The organism is Agromyces sp. NPDC058126, from assembly GCF_042884595.1.
In the GTDB taxonomy this organism is placed as follows: domain Bacteria; phylum Actinomycetota; class Actinomycetes; order Actinomycetales; family Microbacteriaceae; genus Agromyces.
Window position 1 is genome coordinate 258,928 of the sequence record NZ_JBHVTS010000005.1, and the last position, 18,452, is coordinate 277,379.

General features: G+C 70.6%; 17 protein-coding genes. 11 read left to right on the top strand and 6 right to left on the bottom strand.

The features are described from left to right. The first annotated feature begins 16 nt into the window (after positions 1–16). Complete coding sequence (locus ACFVTR_RS16120; protein ID WP_387038921.1) at positions 17–1,426, top strand: UDP-glucose dehydrogenase family protein; 1,410 nt, start codon at positions 17–19, stop codon at positions 1,424–1,426. 111 nt (positions 1,427–1,537) lie between these two features. Further along, positions 1,538–2,497 carry a CorA family divalent cation transporter gene (locus ACFVTR_RS16125; RefSeq protein ID WP_387038923.1) on the top strand — a complete coding sequence of 320 codons (960 nt, stop codon included), beginning with the start codon at positions 1,538–1,540 and terminating at the stop codon, positions 2,495–2,497. Positions 2,498–2,627: 130 nt separating this feature from the next. On the opposite strand, the gene ACFVTR_RS16130 is transcribed toward ACFVTR_RS16125, so the two are convergent. Then, positions 2,628–3,260, bottom strand: a complete 633-nt coding sequence (locus ACFVTR_RS16130; protein WP_387038926.1) for a TetR/AcrR family transcriptional regulator C-terminal domain-containing protein — start codon at positions 3,258–3,260, stop codon at positions 2,628–2,630. Between the two features lie 461 nt (positions 3,261–3,721). On the opposite strand from ACFVTR_RS16130, the gene ACFVTR_RS16135 reads away from it, so the two are divergent. The 3 genes from ACFVTR_RS16135 (at position 3,722) to ACFVTR_RS16145 (ending at position 6,493) form a co-directional block, all read left to right on the top strand. Then, positions 3,722–5,047 (top strand): flavin-dependent oxidoreductase, encoded by a 1,326-nt coding sequence (locus ACFVTR_RS16135; RefSeq protein ID WP_387038927.1) that lies wholly within the window; start codon positions 3,722–3,724, stop codon positions 5,045–5,047. A gap of 4 nt (positions 5,048–5,051) precedes the next feature. Continuing rightward, positions 5,052–5,540, top strand: coding sequence for a MarR family winged helix-turn-helix transcriptional regulator (locus ACFVTR_RS16140; RefSeq protein WP_387038929.1), 489 nt, complete (start codon positions 5,052–5,054; stop codon positions 5,538–5,540). An 89-nt stretch (positions 5,541–5,629) separates the two neighbouring features. Next, the gene (locus ACFVTR_RS16145; protein ID WP_387038931.1) at positions 5,630–6,493 is read left to right on the top strand and encodes a carbon-nitrogen hydrolase family protein; all 864 of its coding nucleotides are present in this window, start codon (positions 5,630–5,632) and stop codon (positions 6,491–6,493) included. Between the two features lie 27 nt (positions 6,494–6,520). Here the strand turns inward: ACFVTR_RS16145 and ACFVTR_RS16150 are convergent, their stop codons facing one another. Further along, positions 6,521–7,780, bottom strand: coding sequence for an aminotransferase class I/II-fold pyridoxal phosphate-dependent enzyme (locus ACFVTR_RS16150; protein ID WP_387038932.1), 1,260 nt, complete (start codon positions 7,778–7,780; stop codon positions 6,521–6,523). 166 nt (positions 7,781–7,946) lie between these two features. Here ACFVTR_RS16150 and ACFVTR_RS16155 point away from each other — a divergent pair, with 166 nt between their 5' ends. The 5 genes from ACFVTR_RS16155 to ACFVTR_RS16175 all read left to right on the top strand — a co-directional run bounded on the left by ACFVTR_RS16155 (position 7,947) and on the right by ACFVTR_RS16175 (position 14,059). Next, positions 7,947–9,791 (top strand): S1C family serine protease, encoded by a 1,845-nt coding sequence (locus tag ACFVTR_RS16155; RefSeq protein ID WP_387038933.1) that lies wholly within the window; start codon positions 7,947–7,949, stop codon positions 9,789–9,791. A gap of 130 nt (positions 9,792–9,921) precedes the next feature. Continuing rightward, on the top strand, positions 9,922–10,977 hold the full coding sequence (locus tag ACFVTR_RS16160) for a glycosyltransferase family 2 protein (RefSeq protein ID WP_376947570.1): 1,056 nt from the start codon (positions 9,922–9,924) through the stop codon (positions 10,975–10,977). A 5-nt stretch (positions 10,978–10,982) separates the two neighbouring features. Then, on the top strand, positions 10,983–11,795 hold the full coding sequence (locus ACFVTR_RS16165; protein WP_387038935.1) for a CDP-alcohol phosphatidyltransferase family protein: 813 nt from the start codon (positions 10,983–10,985) through the stop codon (positions 11,793–11,795). A gap of 40 nt (positions 11,796–11,835) precedes the next feature. Then, positions 11,836–12,681 (top strand): glycosyltransferase family 2 protein, encoded by an 846-nt coding sequence (locus tag ACFVTR_RS16170; protein WP_387039161.1) that lies wholly within the window; start codon positions 11,836–11,838, stop codon positions 12,679–12,681. A gap of 85 nt (positions 12,682–12,766) precedes the next feature. Next, positions 12,767–14,059, top strand: a complete 1,293-nt coding sequence (locus ACFVTR_RS16175) for a CDP-glycerol glycerophosphotransferase family protein (protein ID WP_387038937.1) — start codon at positions 12,767–12,769, stop codon at positions 14,057–14,059. Positions 14,060–14,125: 66 nt separating this feature from the next. Here ACFVTR_RS16175 and ACFVTR_RS16180 read toward each other — a convergent pair whose 3' ends face one another. Genes ACFVTR_RS16180 through ACFVTR_RS16190 form a run of 3 tightly spaced genes read right to left on the bottom strand, consistent with a single transcriptional unit; the run spans position 14,126 to position 16,753 of the window. Next, positions 14,126–15,121, bottom strand: coding sequence for a hypothetical protein (locus tag ACFVTR_RS16180; protein ID WP_387038939.1), 996 nt, complete (start codon positions 15,119–15,121; stop codon positions 14,126–14,128). A 34-nt stretch (positions 15,122–15,155) separates the two neighbouring features. After that, complete coding sequence (locus ACFVTR_RS16185) at positions 15,156–15,941, bottom strand: ABC transporter ATP-binding protein (protein WP_387038941.1); 786 nt, start codon at positions 15,939–15,941, stop codon at positions 15,156–15,158. Next, positions 15,941–16,753, bottom strand: a complete 813-nt coding sequence (locus tag ACFVTR_RS16190) for an ABC transporter permease (protein ID WP_387039163.1) — start codon at positions 16,751–16,753, stop codon at positions 15,941–15,943. The genes ACFVTR_RS16185 and ACFVTR_RS16190 overlap by 1 nt, the downstream gene beginning before the upstream one ends. A gap of 92 nt (positions 16,754–16,845) precedes the next feature. On the opposite strand from ACFVTR_RS16190, the gene ACFVTR_RS16195 reads away from it, so the two are divergent. Further along, entirely contained in the window at positions 16,846–17,385 is a 540-nt protein-coding gene (locus ACFVTR_RS16195; RefSeq protein WP_387038943.1) for an ECF transporter S component, read from the top strand. A gap of 86 nt (positions 17,386–17,471) precedes the next feature. Here the strand turns inward: ACFVTR_RS16195 and ACFVTR_RS16200 are convergent, their stop codons facing one another. After that, positions 17,472–18,164 (bottom strand): NTP transferase domain-containing protein, encoded by a 693-nt coding sequence (locus ACFVTR_RS16200; protein WP_376947586.1) that lies wholly within the window; start codon positions 18,162–18,164, stop codon positions 17,472–17,474. Between the last annotated feature and the right edge of the window lie 288 nt (positions 18,165–18,452).

The window sequence follows — 18,452 nt, forward strand, 5'->3', positions numbered from 1 at the left end:
ACCCGAGGAGGAACACATGTTCACCACCCGAAGTCCCGAGACCACGCTCGACCCCGTCGTCGACCATCCGAGGATCACCGTGCTCGGCGTCGGATACCTCGGCGCCACCCACGCCGTCTGCATGGCCGCGCTCGGATTCGACGTGCTCGGCGTCGACGTCGACCAGGAGAAGATCGACGAACTGACGTCCGGCCATGTGCCCTTCTTCGAACCTGGACTTCAAGAGCAGCTCTCTGAAATGCTCCACGCAGGCCGACTGGCGTTCACGACCGACTTCGACCAAGCGGTGCGCTTCGGCGACGTCCATTTCATCTGCGTCGGGACACCCCAGTCGATCGACTCGAACGCCGCCGACCTGACCTTCGTCGAGCGCGCATTCGAGGCACTCGCCTCCCGCGCCCATCGCAAAGCGCTCCTCGTCGGCAAATCCACCGTGCCGATCGGCACGGCCGAACGCCTCACCGCCATGGTGACGGCCCGAGCACCGATCGGGGATGCCCTTGAACTGGCCTGGAACCCCGAGTTCCTCCGCGAAGGTTTCGCCGTCGACGACACCCTGCATCCCGACCGACTGGTCTTCGGGGTCGCATCAGGGTGGGCGGAGCGCCAGCTCCGGGCGGTCTACGCCCCGATTCTTCGACGCGGGACGCCGCTCGTCGTGGCGGACCTCGCCACGGCAGAGCTCGTCAAGGTCGCAGCGAACTCGTTCCTCGCCACGAAGATCTCCTACATCAACGCGATGGCGGAAGTCTGCGAAGCCACCGGTGCCGACGTCGACGTGCTCGCCGAAGCCCTCTCGTACGACGAACGTATCGGAGGTCGATTCCTCAAACCTGGCCTCGGCTTCGGCGGTGGGTGCCTACCGAAGGACCTCCGCGCGTTCGCGCACCGCGCCGAAGAGCTCGGCGTGGGCCGAGCCGTCGCGTTCCTGCACGAAATCGACGACATCAATACGCGCCGCAGGCTCCGATTCGTCGACCTCGTCCGGGACCTCGCAGGCGGCGACCTGCAAGGAGCGCGAGTGGCGGCACTCGGTGCGGCGTTCAAACCGAACTCGGACGATGTGCGCGACGCCCCGGCACTCGACGTGGCCCGCATGCTTGCGCTCGAGGGTGCGATCGTGGTCGTCTACGACCCTGAGGCGAACGAGAACGCCCACCGCACCTACCCCGACCTCGACTACGCCGGATCGCTGAGAGAAGCTGTGACCGATGCAGACGTCGTCGCTCTCCTCACCGAGTGGGAGGAGTTCGGCCGGGCCGACCCCGACGAGATCGGGGCACTCGTCAACCGTCGTCGAATTGTCGATGGGCGCCACGCTCTCGACGCCGTCGCATACCGGGAGGCAGGCTGGACCTTCCGCGCGCTGGGTCAACCTGCTGGAGCGGGACATGTGGCCCCGTACGAAGCGGAACCGGTGACCTGAGGGTCATGCCCCGGCTAGCCCGATCGAGCGGCGAGGGCAACCCCGTGTACGGACTCGGCGTGCGCGCATAGCGTGGCTGGTGGCACCGCGGGTGCAGAGACGAGGTCGGCGATGACTGACACGCGCACGAACTCCGGCGTCTGGGCGAGATCCGTCAACCCCGACGCGGGCGAGCTCGAGCGGCTCGCGGAGCAGTTCGGCCTGCACCCCTTGATCGTCGACGACCTGGCTGAAGGTCGACAGGAGCCGAAGCTCGAGCGGCTCGCGGAGCACCTCCACCTCACCCTCTGGGATGTGAATTGGAGTGGCACCGATCCGGCCACGCATTCGGACATCGTCGTGGTCTTCAACGACCGCGATTGTCTGGTCGTCCAGCAGGGCCCTGCAGACGAGCTCCGCGATCTCGACGAACTGCTTCGGTCAGACGGTCTCGTGCCGGTCACCTCGCCGATCTCGGCGGTTTATCGCATCATCGACGCGGTCGTGCGCGACTTCGTCGAGCTCGGCGCCGAGGTCGAGCGCGAACTCGAAGAGGTCGAGGAGGAGGTGTTCGACAGCCGGATACACGAGGACTACCGGCGCATCTATCGCCTCAGGCAACGCATCGGGCGAATCGACCGTGCTGTGTCGGGCCTCTCCGAGGCGATCATGTCGTGCAGGGGTGAGATCGAAGACCTGATGGGCCCTGAGCTGGGCCCGTACTTCACGCACCTCGAGCACGACTTGGACGGCGTGGCCAAGCTCGCCGGCGCCGAGCACGCCGCCCTCGACGCGGCAGTCACGAGCCACGAGAGCAATGTCTCAACCCGGCAGAACCAGGACATGCGCACCATCTCCGCGTTCGCCGCCCTGCTGGCCATCCCGACTGTGATCGGCGGAATCTACGGCATGAACTTCAAGAACCTGCCCTTGGTGCAGTGGGAGTTCGGCTGGTTGGCGGTGGGTGTCGCGATGATCGTCCTCGATCTCGCTGCCTACGCCTTGTTCCGTCACAGGGGGTGGCTCGGCCGCCGGCGAGGCGCACGCCCGAGTGGCAATGACACCTCAACCGGGAGGATGCATCACGACTGAACGCGAGTGATGCCGCTCAATGACATGAAGGACCCCAAACCCGAAAACACTCCCACGACGCGGAACGGGCCCGTCCAAGCGGGCGTTACGGAGGCGACTGGCCCCGCACTGCTGCCCGGTCTCCAGGCGCTCAGGCCGTGCGGCCGGCGGCCGCCGCCGCGCCGTCGATGATCACGCCGAGGCAGTCGCGGAACAGGTCGTCGGGCGTACGGCCGTCCTGGAAGTACTCGGCGATCCCGGCGACGACGGTGGGGTGGGCTCGAGTGAAGGCCTCGAGGTCGAAGTCCTGCACGGCGTCGGCGGCGGGGCGACCGCTCTGCTCCTCGAGCACGTGCCCCACGGTGAAGTGCTCCACGGTCAGGACGATCAGGCGGGCCTGCCGCAGGGGGACGTCACGATCCACCAGCGTGCTGATCGCGAGTTCGGAGATCGCGGCCATTCTCAGGGAGAGCTGCGAGGTCGAGATGATCCGCGCGCCGTCGGGATGGGCCAGGAGGGCGCTGCGCAGCCGCACGGCCAGGCCGACCAGCCACTTCTGCCACGGCTCCTCGGGCCCCGGCGGCAGCATCTCGGGAAACTGCTCCTCGAGGATGGCGTCGGCGATCGCGGTGATCAGTGCGGCCTTGTTGGGCAGGTGCCAGTAGAGCGTCGGCTGCTGCACGCCGAGCCTGGCTGCGAGCTTGCGCAAGGTCACGCCGTCCAGTCCGTCGGCGTCGAGCAATGCGATCGCCTCGGCGACGATCTGCGGCCTGTCCAACGCCATCGGGGCACCTCCGCGGTCACTCTATCAACGATCGAGAATCAGCTCTCGAGCAGTGATAGAGTCCTTGCCTATCAGTGATAGAGAAGGCTACTGGAGAGGAACGACGACGATGGCTGATAGGCGCCCGCTCATCGACACCCTGCACGCAGCGACCCACCGGGTCCGTAGTGTTCCCGGCCATGCGGAACGAGGGGCCGGCCATCAGGGCGAGTCCCGCCATGGTCGCTCCGCGCAGGCCGGCGGCCCCGACCGCGCAGACGCCGCTCGCGCCGGCAACCATGGGCCCGCGCGACCCCCTCGGGTGCTCGTAGCCTGGCAGCGGCGAATCGCCGCGTTCTTCGGTCAGGAGGCGTAAGCGGCAGATCGCGGTGGGCCCTTCCGAAGTCGGCCTTGACGAGAAATAGTTTTGCGACAAAACTATCCCTGTCGATCGCGACCCGATCGAACATGACAAGGAGGACATGTTGAAGATCGTCATCGCCGGGGCCGGCATCGGCGGACTCGCCACCGCGCTCAGCCTGCATCGGGCCGGGTTCACCGACATCGAGGTCTACGAGCGCGTCGGCGAGCTGCGCCCGCTCGGGGTGGGCATCAACCTCCTGCCGCACGCGGTGCGCGAACTCACCGAGCTCGGGCTCGCCGAGGCCGTCGAGCGCATCGCGGTGAAGCCGAGTCGCCTCTCGTACTACAACCGGTTCGGCCAGCCGATCTGGTCCGAGCCGCGCGGCACCGACGCCGGCTACAGCTGGCCGCAGCTCTCGGTGCACCGCGGCGAGTTCCAGATGCTCCTCGTCGACGAGGTCCGCCGCCGCCTCGGCGCCGGCGCCATCCGCCTCGACAGCCGTCTCACCGCGGTCGAGCACGGCGAGCACCAGGAGCACGCGCGCTTCGCCCGGGCGAACGGCGAGGAGTTCGAGGTCGCAGCCGACGTGCTCGTCGCCGCCGACGGCATCCACTCTGCGCTCCGCGCACAGGAGTACCCCGAGGACGGCGCGCCCGTCTGGTCGGGACTCGTGCTCTGGCGGGGCACGGCCACGGTGCCCTCCTACCTCGACGGGCGCACGATGATCATGGCGGGCGACGGTGAGCAGAAGTTCGTCGCCTACCCGCTCGCGCCGGCCGACGGTGATGCGCCCGGATCCCTCCGACTCAACTTCATCGCCGAGCGGCGCGCGCTCGAGGGCACCAGCGAGCTCGCCGACTGGAACCAGCCGATCGACCCGGCGCCCATCGTCCAACTCTTCGACGCGTGGACGTTCGACTGGCTCGACGTGCCCGCGACGATCGCCGCCGCCGACCAGATCCTCGAGTATCCGATGGTCGATCGCGAGGCGCTGCCGGGTTGGCGCTTCGGCAGCTCCGTGCTGCTCGGCGATGCGGCGCACGCGATGTACCCGAACGGGTCGAACGGGGCATCCCAGGCGATTCTCGATGCGCGTACCCTCGCCTTCCACCTCGCGACCGAGATCGCCGCGCTCGAGGCGTCCGCCGGTTCGAACGCGACCACCGCTGCGATCCGCACGGCGCTCGACGCCTACGACGCCGTCCGTCGGCCGGCGACTGCGCGCCTGCTCGAGATGACGCGGCAGCTCGGCCCCGAGCGGGTCATGCAGCTCGCGTACGACCGAGCACCGGACGGCTTCGCCGACGTCGACGACGTGATCCCGGCCCACGAGCTGCAGCAGATCGCCGACGACTACAAGCGCACCGCGGGCTTCCACCCGTCCACGCTCAACGAGCGCGCCTCGCTGTCGGCCTCCGTCGAGCACGGCGCGGTGGCAGACTGACCGGATGCCGGTGACCCAGCCCGAGACCCCAGCACCCCTAGCGACGCCGACACCGGCGCTCGCGCGGCTCAATCTGGTGGTCTCGCCGTTGCGGCGCGCGCTGCTCGCGGCGGCGCGCGCCGCCGAGGGGCTGCCCGACATCCCGGATGCGCAGATCGAGGTGCTGCGGGCGATTCCCGGCGGGGTTCGCTCCTCGCCGGGCGAGTTGGCCGAGCAGCTCGGCCTCAGCCGCTCGACGGTGAGCAACCTCCTCAGGTCGATGGAGTCGGCCGGGCTCGTCGAGCGGGTCGCGCAGGCGGGCGACGGCCGGCGCGTCGAGGTCCGCGCGACGACGCGGGCCCTCGAGCTGCTCGTTCGCTTCGACGAGGCGAGCGCGGTGATCGTCGGCGACGCGCTCGCCGAGCTCGAACCCGCCGAGCGCGACGCGCTCGCCGCAGCGCTCCCGGCACTCGAACGGCTCAGGGGAGTCGTCGAGCGCCGCGCGCGCCGCTGAGACCGACGAGCGCCGGCCGAGTGACCGCGGCCGTGCTCCGCGTCGCAACGCACGTACCCGGCACGGCGGCGGCGGCCTACGCTGGTGGCATGGCAGAGGGCGAACGGGGCTTCGAGGTCGAGGCGCAGCACGGCGAGGTATCCGACGGCGACGAACTCGCGATCGCGATCGCGCAGTTCGCACCGCGCGCGGATGCCGCGGAGAACCTCGGCGAGATCGAACGGCTCGCCCGCCTCGCAGTGGCGCGGGGAGCGCGGCTCGTCGTGTTCCCCGAGTACTCGATGTTCTTCACGCCCGAGCTCGGGCAGGAGATGGCCGACGCGGCCGAGCCGCTCGACGACGGCTTCGTGCGCGCGCTCGGTGCGCTCGCCGGCGAGCTCGGCGTGCATCTCGTCGCGGGCGTGCTCGAGCGGATCCCCGGTGATGAGGCGCGCTTCTCGAACACCCTTGTCGCCCTGGACGACGGCGGGCGTCTCGTCGCCCGCTACCGCAAGCAGCACCTGTACGACGCGTTCGGGCAGCGCGAGTCGGACCGGGTCGCCGCGGGGGCGCTCGACGAGCCCGAGATCTTCACGGTCGACGGCGTCTCGGTGGGCATGCAGACCTGCTACGACCTGCGGTTCCCCGAGGTCACCCGGGTCATCGTGGATGCCGGTGCCGACCTCGTGCTCGTGCCCGCCGAGTGGGTGCGCGGCCCGCTGAAGGAGCACCACTGGCGCACGCTCGCGCTGGCGCGTGCGATCGAGAACACGGTCTACCTCGCCGCAGCCGACCAGACGCCGCCGGTCGCGGTCGGGCGCAGCCTCGTCGTCGACCCGATGGGGGTCGAGCTCGCGACGCTCGGCGAGCAGCCCGACATCGCCGTCGCGTGGGTCTCGCGCGAGCGGATCGCCGCGGTGCGGCGCACGAACCCCGCGCTCTCGTTGCGTCGCTACGGGGTCGTGCGGCGCTGACCGCCGATCGGGTCTCGATACGCTTCGCTACTCGACCGGCCGTGGTGCGGTGCCGAGCGCCGCGAGGCGCGTCGACGCCTCCGCGAGCACGGGCATGCGCTTGCAGAACGCGAAGCGCACCAGGCTGCGGTAGGCATCGTGCCGGTCGGCGTGCACGAACGCCGACACCGGCACGCCGACGACCCCCGCGAGCTCGGGCAGCCGCCGGCACAGCTCGGCCGCGTCCGAGAAGCCGAGCGGCGTGGCATCCGCGACGATGAAGTAGCCCGCCTGCGGGCGTGCGACGGTGAACCCGGCCTCGACGAGCCCCGCGGTGAGCACGTCGCGCTTCGCGGCGAGGGTCGCAGCCGCGCCCGTGAAGAAGGCGTCGGGCAGGCCCAGGCCGGTCGCGATCGCCGGCTGGAACGGCGCGCCGTTGACGTAGGTGAGGTACTGCTTGACCGCGAGCACGGCGGTGACGAGCGGCGCCGGAGCGGTGAGCCAGCCCACCTTCCACCCGGTGGTCGAGAAGGTCTTGCCGCCCGAGGAGATCGAGATCGTGCGCTCGCGCGCCCCCGGCAGCGTCGCGATCGGCCGGTGGGGCGCGTCGAACGCGAGGTGCTCGTAGACCTCGTCGGTCACGATGAGCGCGTCGTGGCGCTCGGCGAGCTCGACGATCGCGGTGAGCACCCCGTCGTCGAAGACCGCGCCGGTCGGGTTGTGCGGCGAGTTGACGATGATGAGTCGCGTGCGATCGGTGACCGCCCGGCGCAGCTCGTCGAGATCGACCTGCCACGATGCCCCGCCGTCGCCCCCTTCGTCGGCCGCCCAGTGCAGGGGCACGGTGCGGTGCACGCCGCCAGCCCGGGCGATGAGCGCCGCATAGGCGTCGTAGTAGGGCTCGAAGGTGACGACCTCGTCGCCGGCGTCGACGAAGGCGAGCAGCGTCGCGGCGAGCGCCTCGGTCGCGCCCGCCGTCACGAGCACCTCGGATGCCGCGTCGAACGCGAGCCCGTACCAGTGGGCCTGGTGGGCGGCGATCGCCTCGCGGAGCACCGGATGGCCGAGCCCGGGCGGGTACTGGTTCACGCCCGCGGCGATCGCGGCGCGAGCCGCCTCGAGCACCTCGGCGGGGCCGTCCTCGTCGGGGAAGCCCTGCCCGAGGTTGATCGCACCCGTCCGCGTCGCGAGGGCGCTCATCTCGGCGAAGATCGTCGCCGCGACCCGTCCGTCGGCGCCGAGCAGGCCCGCTCCGGCGGCCGTGCGCTGCCACGGACTGAGGCCCGACGCGGGGGAGAAGTCGCTCATGCTCACACCGTACGCGAAGGCCTGGACGGTACGCTGACGCAGGGCGTCGCCGCCCGGATCGTGGTGTTCGGGCGAATCACTGCTCGGTGATAGCAACGTCATAGACTCCGCCGATCCGGTCCACAGCTTGGCGCGGGATGCTGGCATCGCTTTGGAAGGAGCAGACATGACCGACACGACTGACGGCGCACAGGGCGAGGCCCGCGAAGCCGAGGTCACCGCGGAGCCCACGGCTCCCGAGGCCAGCACCACCGAGACGACCGCCGCCGCGAGCACTGCCGCCGAAACGGCCACCACCGAGACCATCGCCGAGGCGCCCGAGGCTGCGGCCCCGGCCGCACCCGCGGCCGCCGCCGCACCCGCCGCCCCGGCACCCGCCGCTGCGGCACCCGCCGCTGCGGCACCCGCCGCTGCGACCTCCGCGGTCGAGGCTCCTGCTGCTGCGGCTTCTGCTGCCGAGGCTCCCACTGCTGCGCCGGCGGCACCCGCCGCCCCGGCACCCGCCGCCCCGGCGGCTCCGGCTCCGGCCGCGACCGGGACCGTCTACGAGCCGGGTCAGGCCCCGCAGCCGTACCACGCGCCGCAGTACACCAAGCAGGCCGCAGCGCCCGCCCCCGCTGCCCCCGCGACGGCACCCACCGTGCCGGTCCCCGGGCAGGTCCCGCCGGCCTTCGGCGGCCCGCAGCCCGGCGCGACCCAGCCGACCACCCCGCTCGCCGGCGTGCCGCCCTACGGCACCGGCCCCGAGGCATCCGCCGCACCGGCCCAGAAGCCGCGCCGCGTCGGCCTCGGCGTCGCCGCCGCGATCGTCGCGGCCGCCCTCATCGGCGGCGCCTCGGGTGCGGGCATCACGGCCCTCGTCTCGAACAACCAGAACGCGACCTCGACCTCGAGCTCGGGCACCGCGCAGAACATCGTCGTGAACGACACCGACCAGGTGACCGCGGTCACCGCCGTCGCCGCGAAGGCGAGCCCGAGCGTCGTGACCATCTCGGTCGCGGGCAACGAGGGCGCCGGCACCGGTTCGGGCATCATCCTCTCCGAGGACGGCTACGTGCTGACGAACACCCACGTGGTGACCCTCGACGGCGCGACCGGAGACCCGACCATCCAGGTGAAGACGAACGACGGCCACCTCTACGAGGCCGAGCTCGTCGGCACCGACCCGCTCTCCGACCTCGCGGTCATCAAGCTGGTCGACGCCTCGGGCCTCACGCCGCTCGAGTTCGCCGACTCCGACGAACTCAACGTCGGCGACACCGCGATCGCGATCGGCGCACCGCTCGGCCTCTCGGGCACCGTGACGAACGGCATCGTGAGCGCGCTCAACCGCTCGATCGACGTCGCCTCCTCGGCGGCGCCCGCGACCCCCGACGACGCCCAGGGCGACGAGGGATCGGGTGAGGGCGACAGCGGCCAGCAGGGCGAGGGCGACAGCCCGTTCGACTTCTTCTTCGACATCCCCGAGGAGGGCGGCGGCCAGACCCAGCAGCCGAGCGCGAACGCCGGACGCGTCTCGCTGCCGGTCATCCAGACCGACGCGGCGATCAACCCCGGCAACTCGGGCGGCGCGCTGCTCGACGCGCAGGGCAAGCTCATCGGCGTGAACGTCGCGATCCTCTCGGCCGGCGAGTCGGCCGAGGCGGGCAACATCGGCGTCGGCTTCGCCGTGCCGTCGAACCTCGCCGAGCGCATCGCCAACGAGATCATCGAGGACGGCTCGGCCTCGCACGGCCTGCTCGGCGCGACGGTCACCTCGGCCGAGTCCGACGAGAAGAGCACCACCGTCGGCGCGCTCATCACCGACGTCACCCCGGGCGGCGCGGCCGAGAAGGCCGGCCTCGAGGTCGGCGACGTCGTCACCGAGTTCAACGGCACGCCGATCACCGATCAGACCGACCTCACCGCGCAGGTCCGAGCGCTCGCGGGCGGTTCGAAGGCCGAGCTGACGGTCATCCGCGACGGCGAGACCCAGACGGTCGAGGTCACCCTCGACACGTACGAGGGCTGAGCCTGAACGGCACGGATGCCACGAGGCGGGGCCGGATCGAATGCGATCCGGCCCCGTTCGGCGTCTCCGCGAATGCCGCCCGCGCGGGCACGGCTGCTAGGCTCGATCGACCCGAGCGCGAGTGAGGAACATGCCCGAGCACCACCCCGAGACGACCCCGTCGTCGCTCGTCGGCGTGTCGTACGTCATGCCCGTGCTCAACGACGTCGCGCACGTGCGCCAGGCGGTCGAGTCGATCCTCGCGCAAGACTATTCGGGTCCCGTCGAGGTGCTCATCGCCCTCGGCCCGTCGATCGACGGCACGAACGAGCTCGTCACCGATCTCGCGTCGCGCGACGAGCGCGTCCACGTGCTCGAGAACGCGGTCGGGTCGACGCCCGCGGGGCTCAACATCGGCATCCGTGCCGCACGCTACCCGGTCGTCGTTCGCGTCGACTCGCACTCGATGCTGCCGCACGACTACGCGCGCATCGCTGTCGAGACGCTCGAGCGCACGGGCGCCGACAACGTCGGCGGCATCATGGACGCCCGCGGCGAGACGCCGTTCGAACGTGCCGTCGCGCTCGCGTACACGACGAAGGTCGGCCTCGGCGGCTCGGCGTTCCACATCGGCGGCGCCGAGGGGCCCGCAGAGACGGTCTACCTGGGCGTGTTCCGGCGCGAGGCGCTCGAACGCGTCGGCCTCTTCGACGAGTCGATCAAGCGCGGCCAAGACTGGGAGCTCAACCGGCGCCTGCGCGAGACGGGCGGCACCGTCTGGTTCACGCCCGAGCTCGCGGTGACCTACCGCCCGCGATCGAGCGTCGCCCGGCTCGCCCGGCAGATGTTCTCGACCGGGCTCTGGCGGGGCGAGCTCGCCCGGCGGTTCCCCGCGTCGAACGGCATCCGCTACTTCATCCCGCCCGCGATGGTCGTCGGCGTGACGCTCGGCCTCCTGCTCGGGCTCGGCGGCATCGTGCAGGCGCTGCTCGGCGCGACGCCGTGGCTCCTCCTCGGCTTCGTCGCGCCGCTCGTCTACCTGTTGTTCGTCGCCGTGGCCACGTTCTCGGCCGCACGCGGGCGCGGTGCGAGCACGGCCGCATGGTTTCTCGTAGTGTTGCCGTGCATACATGTCACGTGGGGCATCGGCTTCGTGCTCGGCTATCTCTCGCTGACCAGCAACATCGCACGTCACACGGGAAGGTGAGCACGATGTCTGACGCCCGACCGGTGACGGTGCGGCCGGCGAGCATCGCCGAGCTGCGCGCCGTCGCCCAGCCGCCCGAGGTGCGCGGTCGCCGCAACGCCGAGCACTGGACGGCGTCGCTGTACCTGCGCCGGTTCTCGATCTACCTGACGTGGCTGCTCCTGAAGACGCCGATCTCGGCGAACGGCGTCACGGGGCTCATGATCCTCGTCGGCTGGTCGACGGCCGCCGCGCTCCTCATCCCGGGCATCTGGGGCGCGCTCCTCGCGGTCGTGCTGGGCCAGCTGCAGATGCTGGTCGACTGCTGCGACGGCGAGGTCGCCCGCTGGCGGCGCACCTCCTCGCCGGCCGGCGTCTTCCTCGACAAGGTCGGGCACTACACGACCGAGGCGCTGATCCCGCTCGCGCTCGGCCTCCGTGCGGCCGCGTACCCGCTCGAGTTCCCCGCCGACTTCCTCTGGACGACGATCGGTGCGCTCCTCGCCCTCGTGATCGTCCTCAACAAGGCGCTCAACGACATGGTGCACGTCGCCCGTGCGAACGCCGGGCTCGCGAAGCTCGCCGACACGCACGGCGAGACCGCGCCGCGCGGCGGCCTCGTCGCGAAGCTGCGCAAGGCGGCCCGGTTCCTGCCGTTCCACCGGCTGTACCACTCGGTCGAGCTCACGCTCATCGCCTTCGCCGCCGCCCTCGTCGGGCTCGTCGCGGGGCAGCCGCTCGTCGACCGCGTCGTCGTCGCCGCCCTCCTCCCGCTCGCCGTGCTGGCCGTGATCGGGCATTTCGTCGCGATCATGGCGTCCCGTCGTGTCCGATCCTGAGGTGAGCCCCGCTCCGCACGTCGGTGTGGTGGTGCTCACGATGGGCAAGCGCCCCGACGAGCTCGCGCGGGGCATCCGCAGCGTGCTCGCGCAGCAGGGCGTCGCGACCGACGTCGTGGTCGTCGGCAACGGCTTCGATCCGGCGACCGCCGAGCCCCCGCTGCCCGCGGCGGTCCGCACCCGTCATCTGCCCGAGAACCTCGGCATCCCCGCGGGCCGCAACGCGGGCGTGCCCGACGTGTCGGGGGAGGTGCTGTTCTTCCTCGACGACGACGCGTTCCTGCCGAGCACCACGTTCCTCGTCGACGGCGTCCGCCTGCTCCGTGAGCGCCCCGAGCTCGGGCTCGTCCAGCCGCGCGTCGTCGATCCGACGGGTCTCACGTCGCCCCGCCGCTGGATCCCGCGCATCCGCAAGGGCGACCCGGCGCACTCGAGCCCGGTCTTCTCGTGCTGGGAGGGCGCGGTGCTGATGCCGCGCGACGCGTTCGACGAGGCCGGCGGTTGGGCCGACCCGTTCTTCTACGCGCACGAGGGCATCGAGCTCGCCTGGCGTGTGTGGGACACGGGGCGCATCGCCTGGTACGAGGGATCGCTCGAGGCCGCGCACCCCGTCATCGACCCCGCGCGGCACTCGTACTACTTCCGCCTGAATGCCCGCAACCGGGTGTGGCTCGCCCGCCGCAACCTGCCGGCGCTCCTCGTGCCGTTCTACGTCGGCTCGTGGACGGCGATCCAGGTGCTGCGCTGGGTGCGGCAGCCCGCCGCGCTCAAGGCCTGGTTCGCGGGCTGGCGGGCCGGGTGGCGTGAGTCGCCCGGCGAGCGTCGTCCGATGCGGTGGCGCACCGTCTGGCGGATGACCCGTGCGGGGCGTCCGCCGGTCGTCTGACCTCAGTTCGTCACGATCGGTGATCGCTTCGGGCCGGCGCCCGCCCTGCGGCATCCGTTCAGTCAGACCTCGCTACCCTTGGACGGTGGGATTGAGGAAAGACGCGCGACGCGCAGTGAAGCTCGCCAAGGACATCATGTGGTCGCGGCGTGCGCAGCGCGCGCTGAAGGCGAAGCTCGCCGAGCGGGCGCCGCTCGAGCCGCACCGATTCAAGATCGGCGTGTACTTCGCCGACGGCAAGGTCAACCTGTACCAACTGCGCCAGTGGTACGCGCCGCTCGCCGAACTCGCCGAGACGCACCCCGTGCTGGTGCTCAGCCGAGCGTCGGGCGCCGCGCTGAAGCTGCTCGACGAGTCGCCGCTGCCGGTCGCGTACGTGCGTCGCGTCGCCGACCTCGAACGGGTGATCCACGAGCAGGACCTCCACGTCATCCTCTACGTGAACCAGAACGCGAAGAACTTCCAGATGATGCGCTACGGGCGCCGCTGGCACGTGTTCATCAACCACGGCGAGTCCGACAAGATGTACATGACCACGAACCAGTTCAAGGCGTACGACTACGCCCTGATCGCGGGCGACGCGGCACGGACCCGGCTCGACAAGGTGCTGTGGGACTACGACTTCGACAAGCGGGCGATCCCGATCGGGCGTCCGCAGGCCGACCACTACCTCGACGGCACCCCGCTGCCGTACACGCCCGACGAGCGCGAGGTCGTGCTGTACGCGCCGACCTGGGAGGGCGACCGCGACGCGGCCGCCTACGGCTCGATCGCCTCGCACGGCGTTGCGCTCGTCGAGGGCCTGCTCGCGACCGGGCGGCACCGGGTCATCTACCGGCCGCACCCGCGCTCGGGCGTCGTCGACGAGGCCTACGCGGCCGCGAACAAGCGCATCATCCAGGCGATCGAGCAGGCGAACGCCGCCGACCCGAGCGCGCAGCACGTCTTCGACGACGGCCCCAAGCTCGGCTGGCAGCTCGCCGCGGCGGACGTCGCGATCGTCGACATCTCGGCCATGGTCTACGACCGGCTCGCGGCGGGCAAGCCGCTGCTGATCACGCGCCCGGCGAACCCCGCCGCCCAGATCGATACGGGCGGCTACCTGCAGGCGTGCGAGTGGCTCGTCGCCGGAGACGGTGAGGCGCTCGTCGCCCGGGTCGACGAGGTCGCGCACGACGCCGAGGCGCTGGCTCGGCTGGGCTACTGGGTCGAGCGGTACTTCGGCGACACGACGCCCGGCGTCACGACGGCGCGCTTCCATGCGGCGATCGACCACCTCATGGCCGAGTGGGATCGTTTCGCGGCCCTGCACGCCGGCGACGGCGAGGTCGACGAGCACGACGAGACGGGCGAGACCGACGACGAGGAGCTCGTCTAGCGAGCCACCGGCTCGCGCAGCGCGCGTGCGCATCGGCCGATCGGGCGCGGACGCCGCGCGGGAGTCTCAGGGCGCGGTCGGCGGCGAGGCATCCGTCTCGTCGGCAGCGGCAGCGGCAGCGGCAGCGGCCGTGCCGTCGTCGACGTCACCCGGGCCGGCCGGGTCGATCGCCTCGCGCCCGGCCGTGAGCCTCGCGAACGGGCGCTTCGCTGCCCGTCCGACGGCACCGCCGACCACGCCGGCCGTGCGCGCCAGCCGCTTGCCGGTCGCCGTGACGACGTTCTCGTCGCCGCGGGGCTCGAGCTCGGCCGGGAGTACGCCGGGTGCCGCGCCGAAGGCCAGCCGCGACTGCGTCAGCACGCGCCGGCCGAGCACGTGGTTGCCGATGCCGCCGATCGCGGCGCCGATGCCGAACGGGATCGCCTTGCCGACGATGCCGACGCCGCCCTTCACTGCGAACTGCTTGATGAACACCGAACGCAGCCGGTCGACGACGGTGCCCATGACGGCCTTCGGCAGGCTGTTGGTGATGAGCTCGCCCCAGTAGGCGTTGCGCGCGATGCCCGACCCGGTCGCCTGGCCGGCGAACTGGCGCACGAGGTCGCTGCCCTCCTGGCCGAGCATGAGGGTCATCACGAGCGCCCTGGCGCGCTCGGGGTTCTCGACGTGGATGCCGTGCACCTCGGCGACGGACTGCGCGAACAGGGCGGTCGCCTCGAGGAATCCCGCCGTCTCGACGCCCGAGAGGGCGAGCGTGACCCCGGTGCCGATGCCGGGCACGACGGCGGTCGCCCCGACGGCGGCGCCGCCGGTCGTGACCGCGGCGAGGTATCGGCGCTCGAGGATGCGCACGAGCTGCTCGGGTGTCGCGCCGGGCGAGCGGCGACGGATGCTGCGGAGGTGCGCGACGACGATCGGACGCTGGATCGCGAGGGCGCGGTCGATCGCGCGTTCGACGCCGTGGGCGCGCCCCGCGTCGGCGTCGGCGCCGGTCGGCGACTCGGCGCCCTCGCGCGGGTCGTGCTGGCCCATCGAGGTGATCGAATGCACGCGGTCGGACATGGCGACGATCCTAGACGCCGTGACTGGGTAGGCCCTACTTGCCGGTGCCGTAGTCGCGGTTGTATCGCTCGAGCACCTCGCCGATCGGCCCGTCGAAGGTGAGCGCGCCCTTGTCGAGGTACAGGCCGCGCGTGCAGAAGCGGCGCAGGTCGCGTTCGTTGTGCGAGACGAAGAACAGCGTGCGACCGCCGGCGAGCAGCTCGTCGATGCGCTCGTAGCACTTCTCGCGGAACGCCTTGTCGCCGACGGCGAGCACCTCGTCGACCAGCATGATCGGCTCTTCGAGCTGTGAGATCACGGCGAACGCGATGCGCACCTTCATGCCGCTCGAGAGGTGCTTGTAGGGCGTGTCGAGGAAGTCGCCGATCTCGGCGAAGCCGATGATCTCGTCGAACCGCGCGTCGATCTGCGCCCGTGACATGCCGTGCAGGCCGGCGGTCAAGTAGACGTTGTCGCGAACGGTGAGGTCGTCGACGAATCCGCCCGTAATCTCGATGAGCGGGGCGACGCCGCCGGCGACGGTCACCGAGCCCTCATCGGGCAGCATGACCCCGGCGACGAGCTTCAGCAGGGTGGACTTGCCCTGGCCGTTGCGGCCCACGACGCCGATGGCCTCGCCCTGGCGCACGTCGAACGAGACGTCGCGCAGCGCCCAGAACTCGCCGGGCCGGGTGCGGCGGCGGCGGCCGGCGAGGAGGTCCTTGAAGGAGCGGCGGCCGCGGCGGTTGCGGCGGAAACGCACGCCGAGTCCCTCGACCCGGATGTCGAACGACTCGGCGCCGCCCTGGGCGACGTCATCGCGAACGGATGCCTCGGTCATCAGATCTCCTTCAGCACCTGTCGTTCGGACAGGCGGAAGACCCAGAGCCCGAGGGCGAGGAAGCCGAGCGACATCACGGCGGCGACGGCCACTTCGAACCAGATGAGCTGTTCGGGGAAGAACGCAGCGCGGTAGAGCGAGAAGATGCCCGACAGCGGGTTGAACGCCGCCCAGAACTGCATGCCCTCGGGCAGGTCGGTCGAGGCGTAGATGATCGGGGTCGCGTAGAAGAGGAAGCGGAGCACGAGCTTCACCGCCCGCTCGAGGTCGCGGAAGAACACGACCAGCGGGGCGACGATGAGGCAGACGCCGGCGGTCAGCACCGCCTGCAGCAGCACCGCCAGCGGGAAGTAGACGACCTGCCAGTTGAGCTCGGCCCGGAACACGATCGCGAAGAGGGCGAGCACGGGCAGCGCGAACAGGAACTCGATGCCCTTCGACAGCACGATGCGGTTCACCCAGATCGTGCGGGGGATCATGGTCGAGCGCACGAGCTTCGCGTCCTTCAGGAACGCACGGGTCGAGTCTGAGACGGCGCCGTTGAACCACATCCACGGCAGGAGCGCCGACAGCAGGAACACGATGTACGGATCGGTGCCGACGCCCTTGTTGAACACCTGGGTGAAGACGAACCAGTAGATGCCCGCCATCACGAGCGGGTCGAGCACCGACCAGACGTAGCCGAGCGCCGAGGTCGAGTAGCGGACCTTGAGGTCGCGGGTCGTGAGCAGCCACAGCGCATGCCGGTATCGCGCGAGCGGCGTCCGCTGCAGCGGATGCGCGTCTCGGTACGACACCGATGCTGTGCTCATCACGTCTCTCATCGTAGATGGCTCTCCGGGGTAGATTTGATGCAGACGGGTGGCGACGTGCCGAGCCCGACCCGGAAGGAATCGAGCGCCCCGTGCATCGCACCAGCACCCGCGTCATTCTCAGCTGTGCCGCGATCGGCGTCGGGGGAGGGCTCGTGGCCGCCGGTTCGGGTTACTTCGCGGGCCTCATCGCCGGCATCGCGCCGATGCTGTACGGCATCACGATCGGCACGCACTTCCTGCCGAGCGCGGTCGCGCTGGCGCTCCTCAAGCGACCCGGCGTCGGCATCCTCACCGGGTTCATCGCCGGCCTCGTCGGCGCGGCCTTCGCCCCGCAGTGGATCCTGCGCTTCCTCGGCACCGGCCTCCTCGTCGGCGCGCTGCTCGAGCTGCCCTTCTTCCTCACCCGCTACAAGAACTGGTCGCCCTGGCTCTACTACGTGGCCGCGGGCGGGTCGGGCATCATCCTCGCCGTGGGCACCTTCATCGCCCTCGGCCCCGAGCACTACGCGCCGTGGTTCTGGGTGCTCTACATCGCCATGTTCGCGCTCAGCCCGGTGCTGTTCACCTGGCTGGGCAGGGTCATCGCCGCCTCGCTGTCGCGGGCGGGGGTCGCGCGCACGCTGCGCTGACGCGGTCGCGCGCCTGCGCGGTGAGACGACGAAGGGCGGATGCCACGTGGCATCCGCCCTTCGACTCTTGCGCTGTGCAGTGCAGGTCACACGAAGTGGTTCGCACGCTCCAGGTCTTCGGCGAAGTCGATCTCGACCGCGTAGAGGTCGGAGACGTCCATCGGCTCGACGAGGAGGCCGTTGTTCTCGATCGCGAGCTCGAGGCCGCGCTCGAAGTAGTCCTGGTCGCCGACCCGCTGCAGGTGCGCGAGGAACGTGGCCTTGTCGCGACCGGAGATGTAGTTGATGCCGACGGCCTCGCCGAGACCGCCCTTGACGGTCTTCGAGAGCTCCTTGATGTAGCCCTCGGCGCTCGTCGTGTACTTCACCTCTTCGTCGGAGACCTTGGCCGTGTTCACCGTCACGAACGACTGGTCGCGTGCGATGAAGGGGAGCGCGCGGTCGAGGATGGCGGGGTCGAACACGACGTCGCCGTTCATCCACAGGACGCCGCCCGACTGCGAGGCCGCGAGGGCGCGCATGAGCGACTTCGAGGTGTTCGTCTGGTCGTACTCCTCGTTGTAGACGAAGGACGCCTGCGGGAACGCCTCGATGATGTGCTCGAGCTTGTAGCCGACGACGATCGTCACGTTGGCGTTCGCGCCGAACGCGTGCTCGACGTTGTCGAACTGCTGGCGCATGATGGTGCGGCCGTCGCTGAGTTCGGTCAGGGGCTTGGGGAGGGATCGCCCGAGCCGGCTTCCCATGCCGGCCGCGAGAATCACGATCTGGGTGGTCACTGCATCTCCTTCGGTGGGTCGGATGCCCCCACCGGGCGACTTCGTTCTACGGAGTTCGCCCGGAGTTCATCCGGAAGTTCACATGTGGACACGCCGTTATGCCGCAACCCAGCGTATCCGGGGGCGCTCCCGCGTCGCCATTCGAGGGCGCCGGTCGTAGTGCGATCGTGATATGACGCACAGGGAATCCACAGTCAGCCGATCCGGCCCTCGAGGCGCGCTGGACGGGCGGTCATTGGTAGGTTGGCTGGGTGACTTCCGTTTCGCGCTCCGATCACGACGACGAAG

Bases quoted from the DNA above. Each gene is read 5' to 3' on its own strand.
- ACFVTR_RS16165 (WP_387038935.1), top strand. From the start codon at position 10,983: ATGTCTGACGCCCGACCGGTGACGGTGCGGCCGGCGAGCATCGCCGAG.
- ACFVTR_RS16130 (WP_387038926.1), bottom strand. From the start codon at position 3,260: ATGGCGTTGGACAGGCCGCAGATCGTCGCCGAGGCGATCGCATTGCTC.
- ACFVTR_RS16185 (WP_387038941.1), bottom strand. From the start codon at position 15,941: ATGACCGAGGCATCCGTTCGCGATGACGTCGCCCAGGGCGGCGCCGAG.
- ACFVTR_RS16120 (WP_387038921.1), top strand. From the start codon at position 17: ATGTTCACCACCCGAAGTCCCGAGACCACGCTCGACCCCGTCGTCGAC.
- ACFVTR_RS16145 (WP_387038931.1), top strand. From the start codon at position 5,630: ATGGCAGAGGGCGAACGGGGCTTCGAGGTCGAGGCGCAGCACGGCGAG.
- ACFVTR_RS16190 (WP_387039163.1), bottom strand. From the start codon at position 16,753: ATGAGCACAGCATCGGTGTCGTACCGAGACGCGCATCCGCTGCAGCGG.
- ACFVTR_RS16135 (WP_387038927.1), top strand. From the start codon at position 3,722: ATGTTGAAGATCGTCATCGCCGGGGCCGGCATCGGCGGACTCGCCACC.
- ACFVTR_RS16125 (WP_387038923.1), top strand. From the start codon at position 1,538: ATGACTGACACGCGCACGAACTCCGGCGTCTGGGCGAGATCCGTCAAC.
- ACFVTR_RS16155 (WP_387038933.1), top strand. From the start codon at position 7,947: ATGACCGACACGACTGACGGCGCACAGGGCGAGGCCCGCGAAGCCGAG.
- ACFVTR_RS16160 (WP_376947570.1), top strand. From the start codon at position 9,922: ATGCCCGAGCACCACCCCGAGACGACCCCGTCGTCGCTCGTCGGCGTG.
- ACFVTR_RS16140 (WP_387038929.1), top strand. From the start codon at position 5,052: ATGCCGGTGACCCAGCCCGAGACCCCAGCACCCCTAGCGACGCCGACA.
- ACFVTR_RS16180 (WP_387038939.1), bottom strand. From the start codon at position 15,121: ATGTCCGACCGCGTGCATTCGATCACCTCGATGGGCCAGCACGACCCG.
- ACFVTR_RS16170 (WP_387039161.1), top strand. From the start codon at position 11,836: ATGGGCAAGCGCCCCGACGAGCTCGCGCGGGGCATCCGCAGCGTGCTC.
- ACFVTR_RS16150 (WP_387038932.1), bottom strand. From the start codon at position 7,780: ATGAGCGACTTCTCCCCCGCGTCGGGCCTCAGTCCGTGGCAGCGCACG.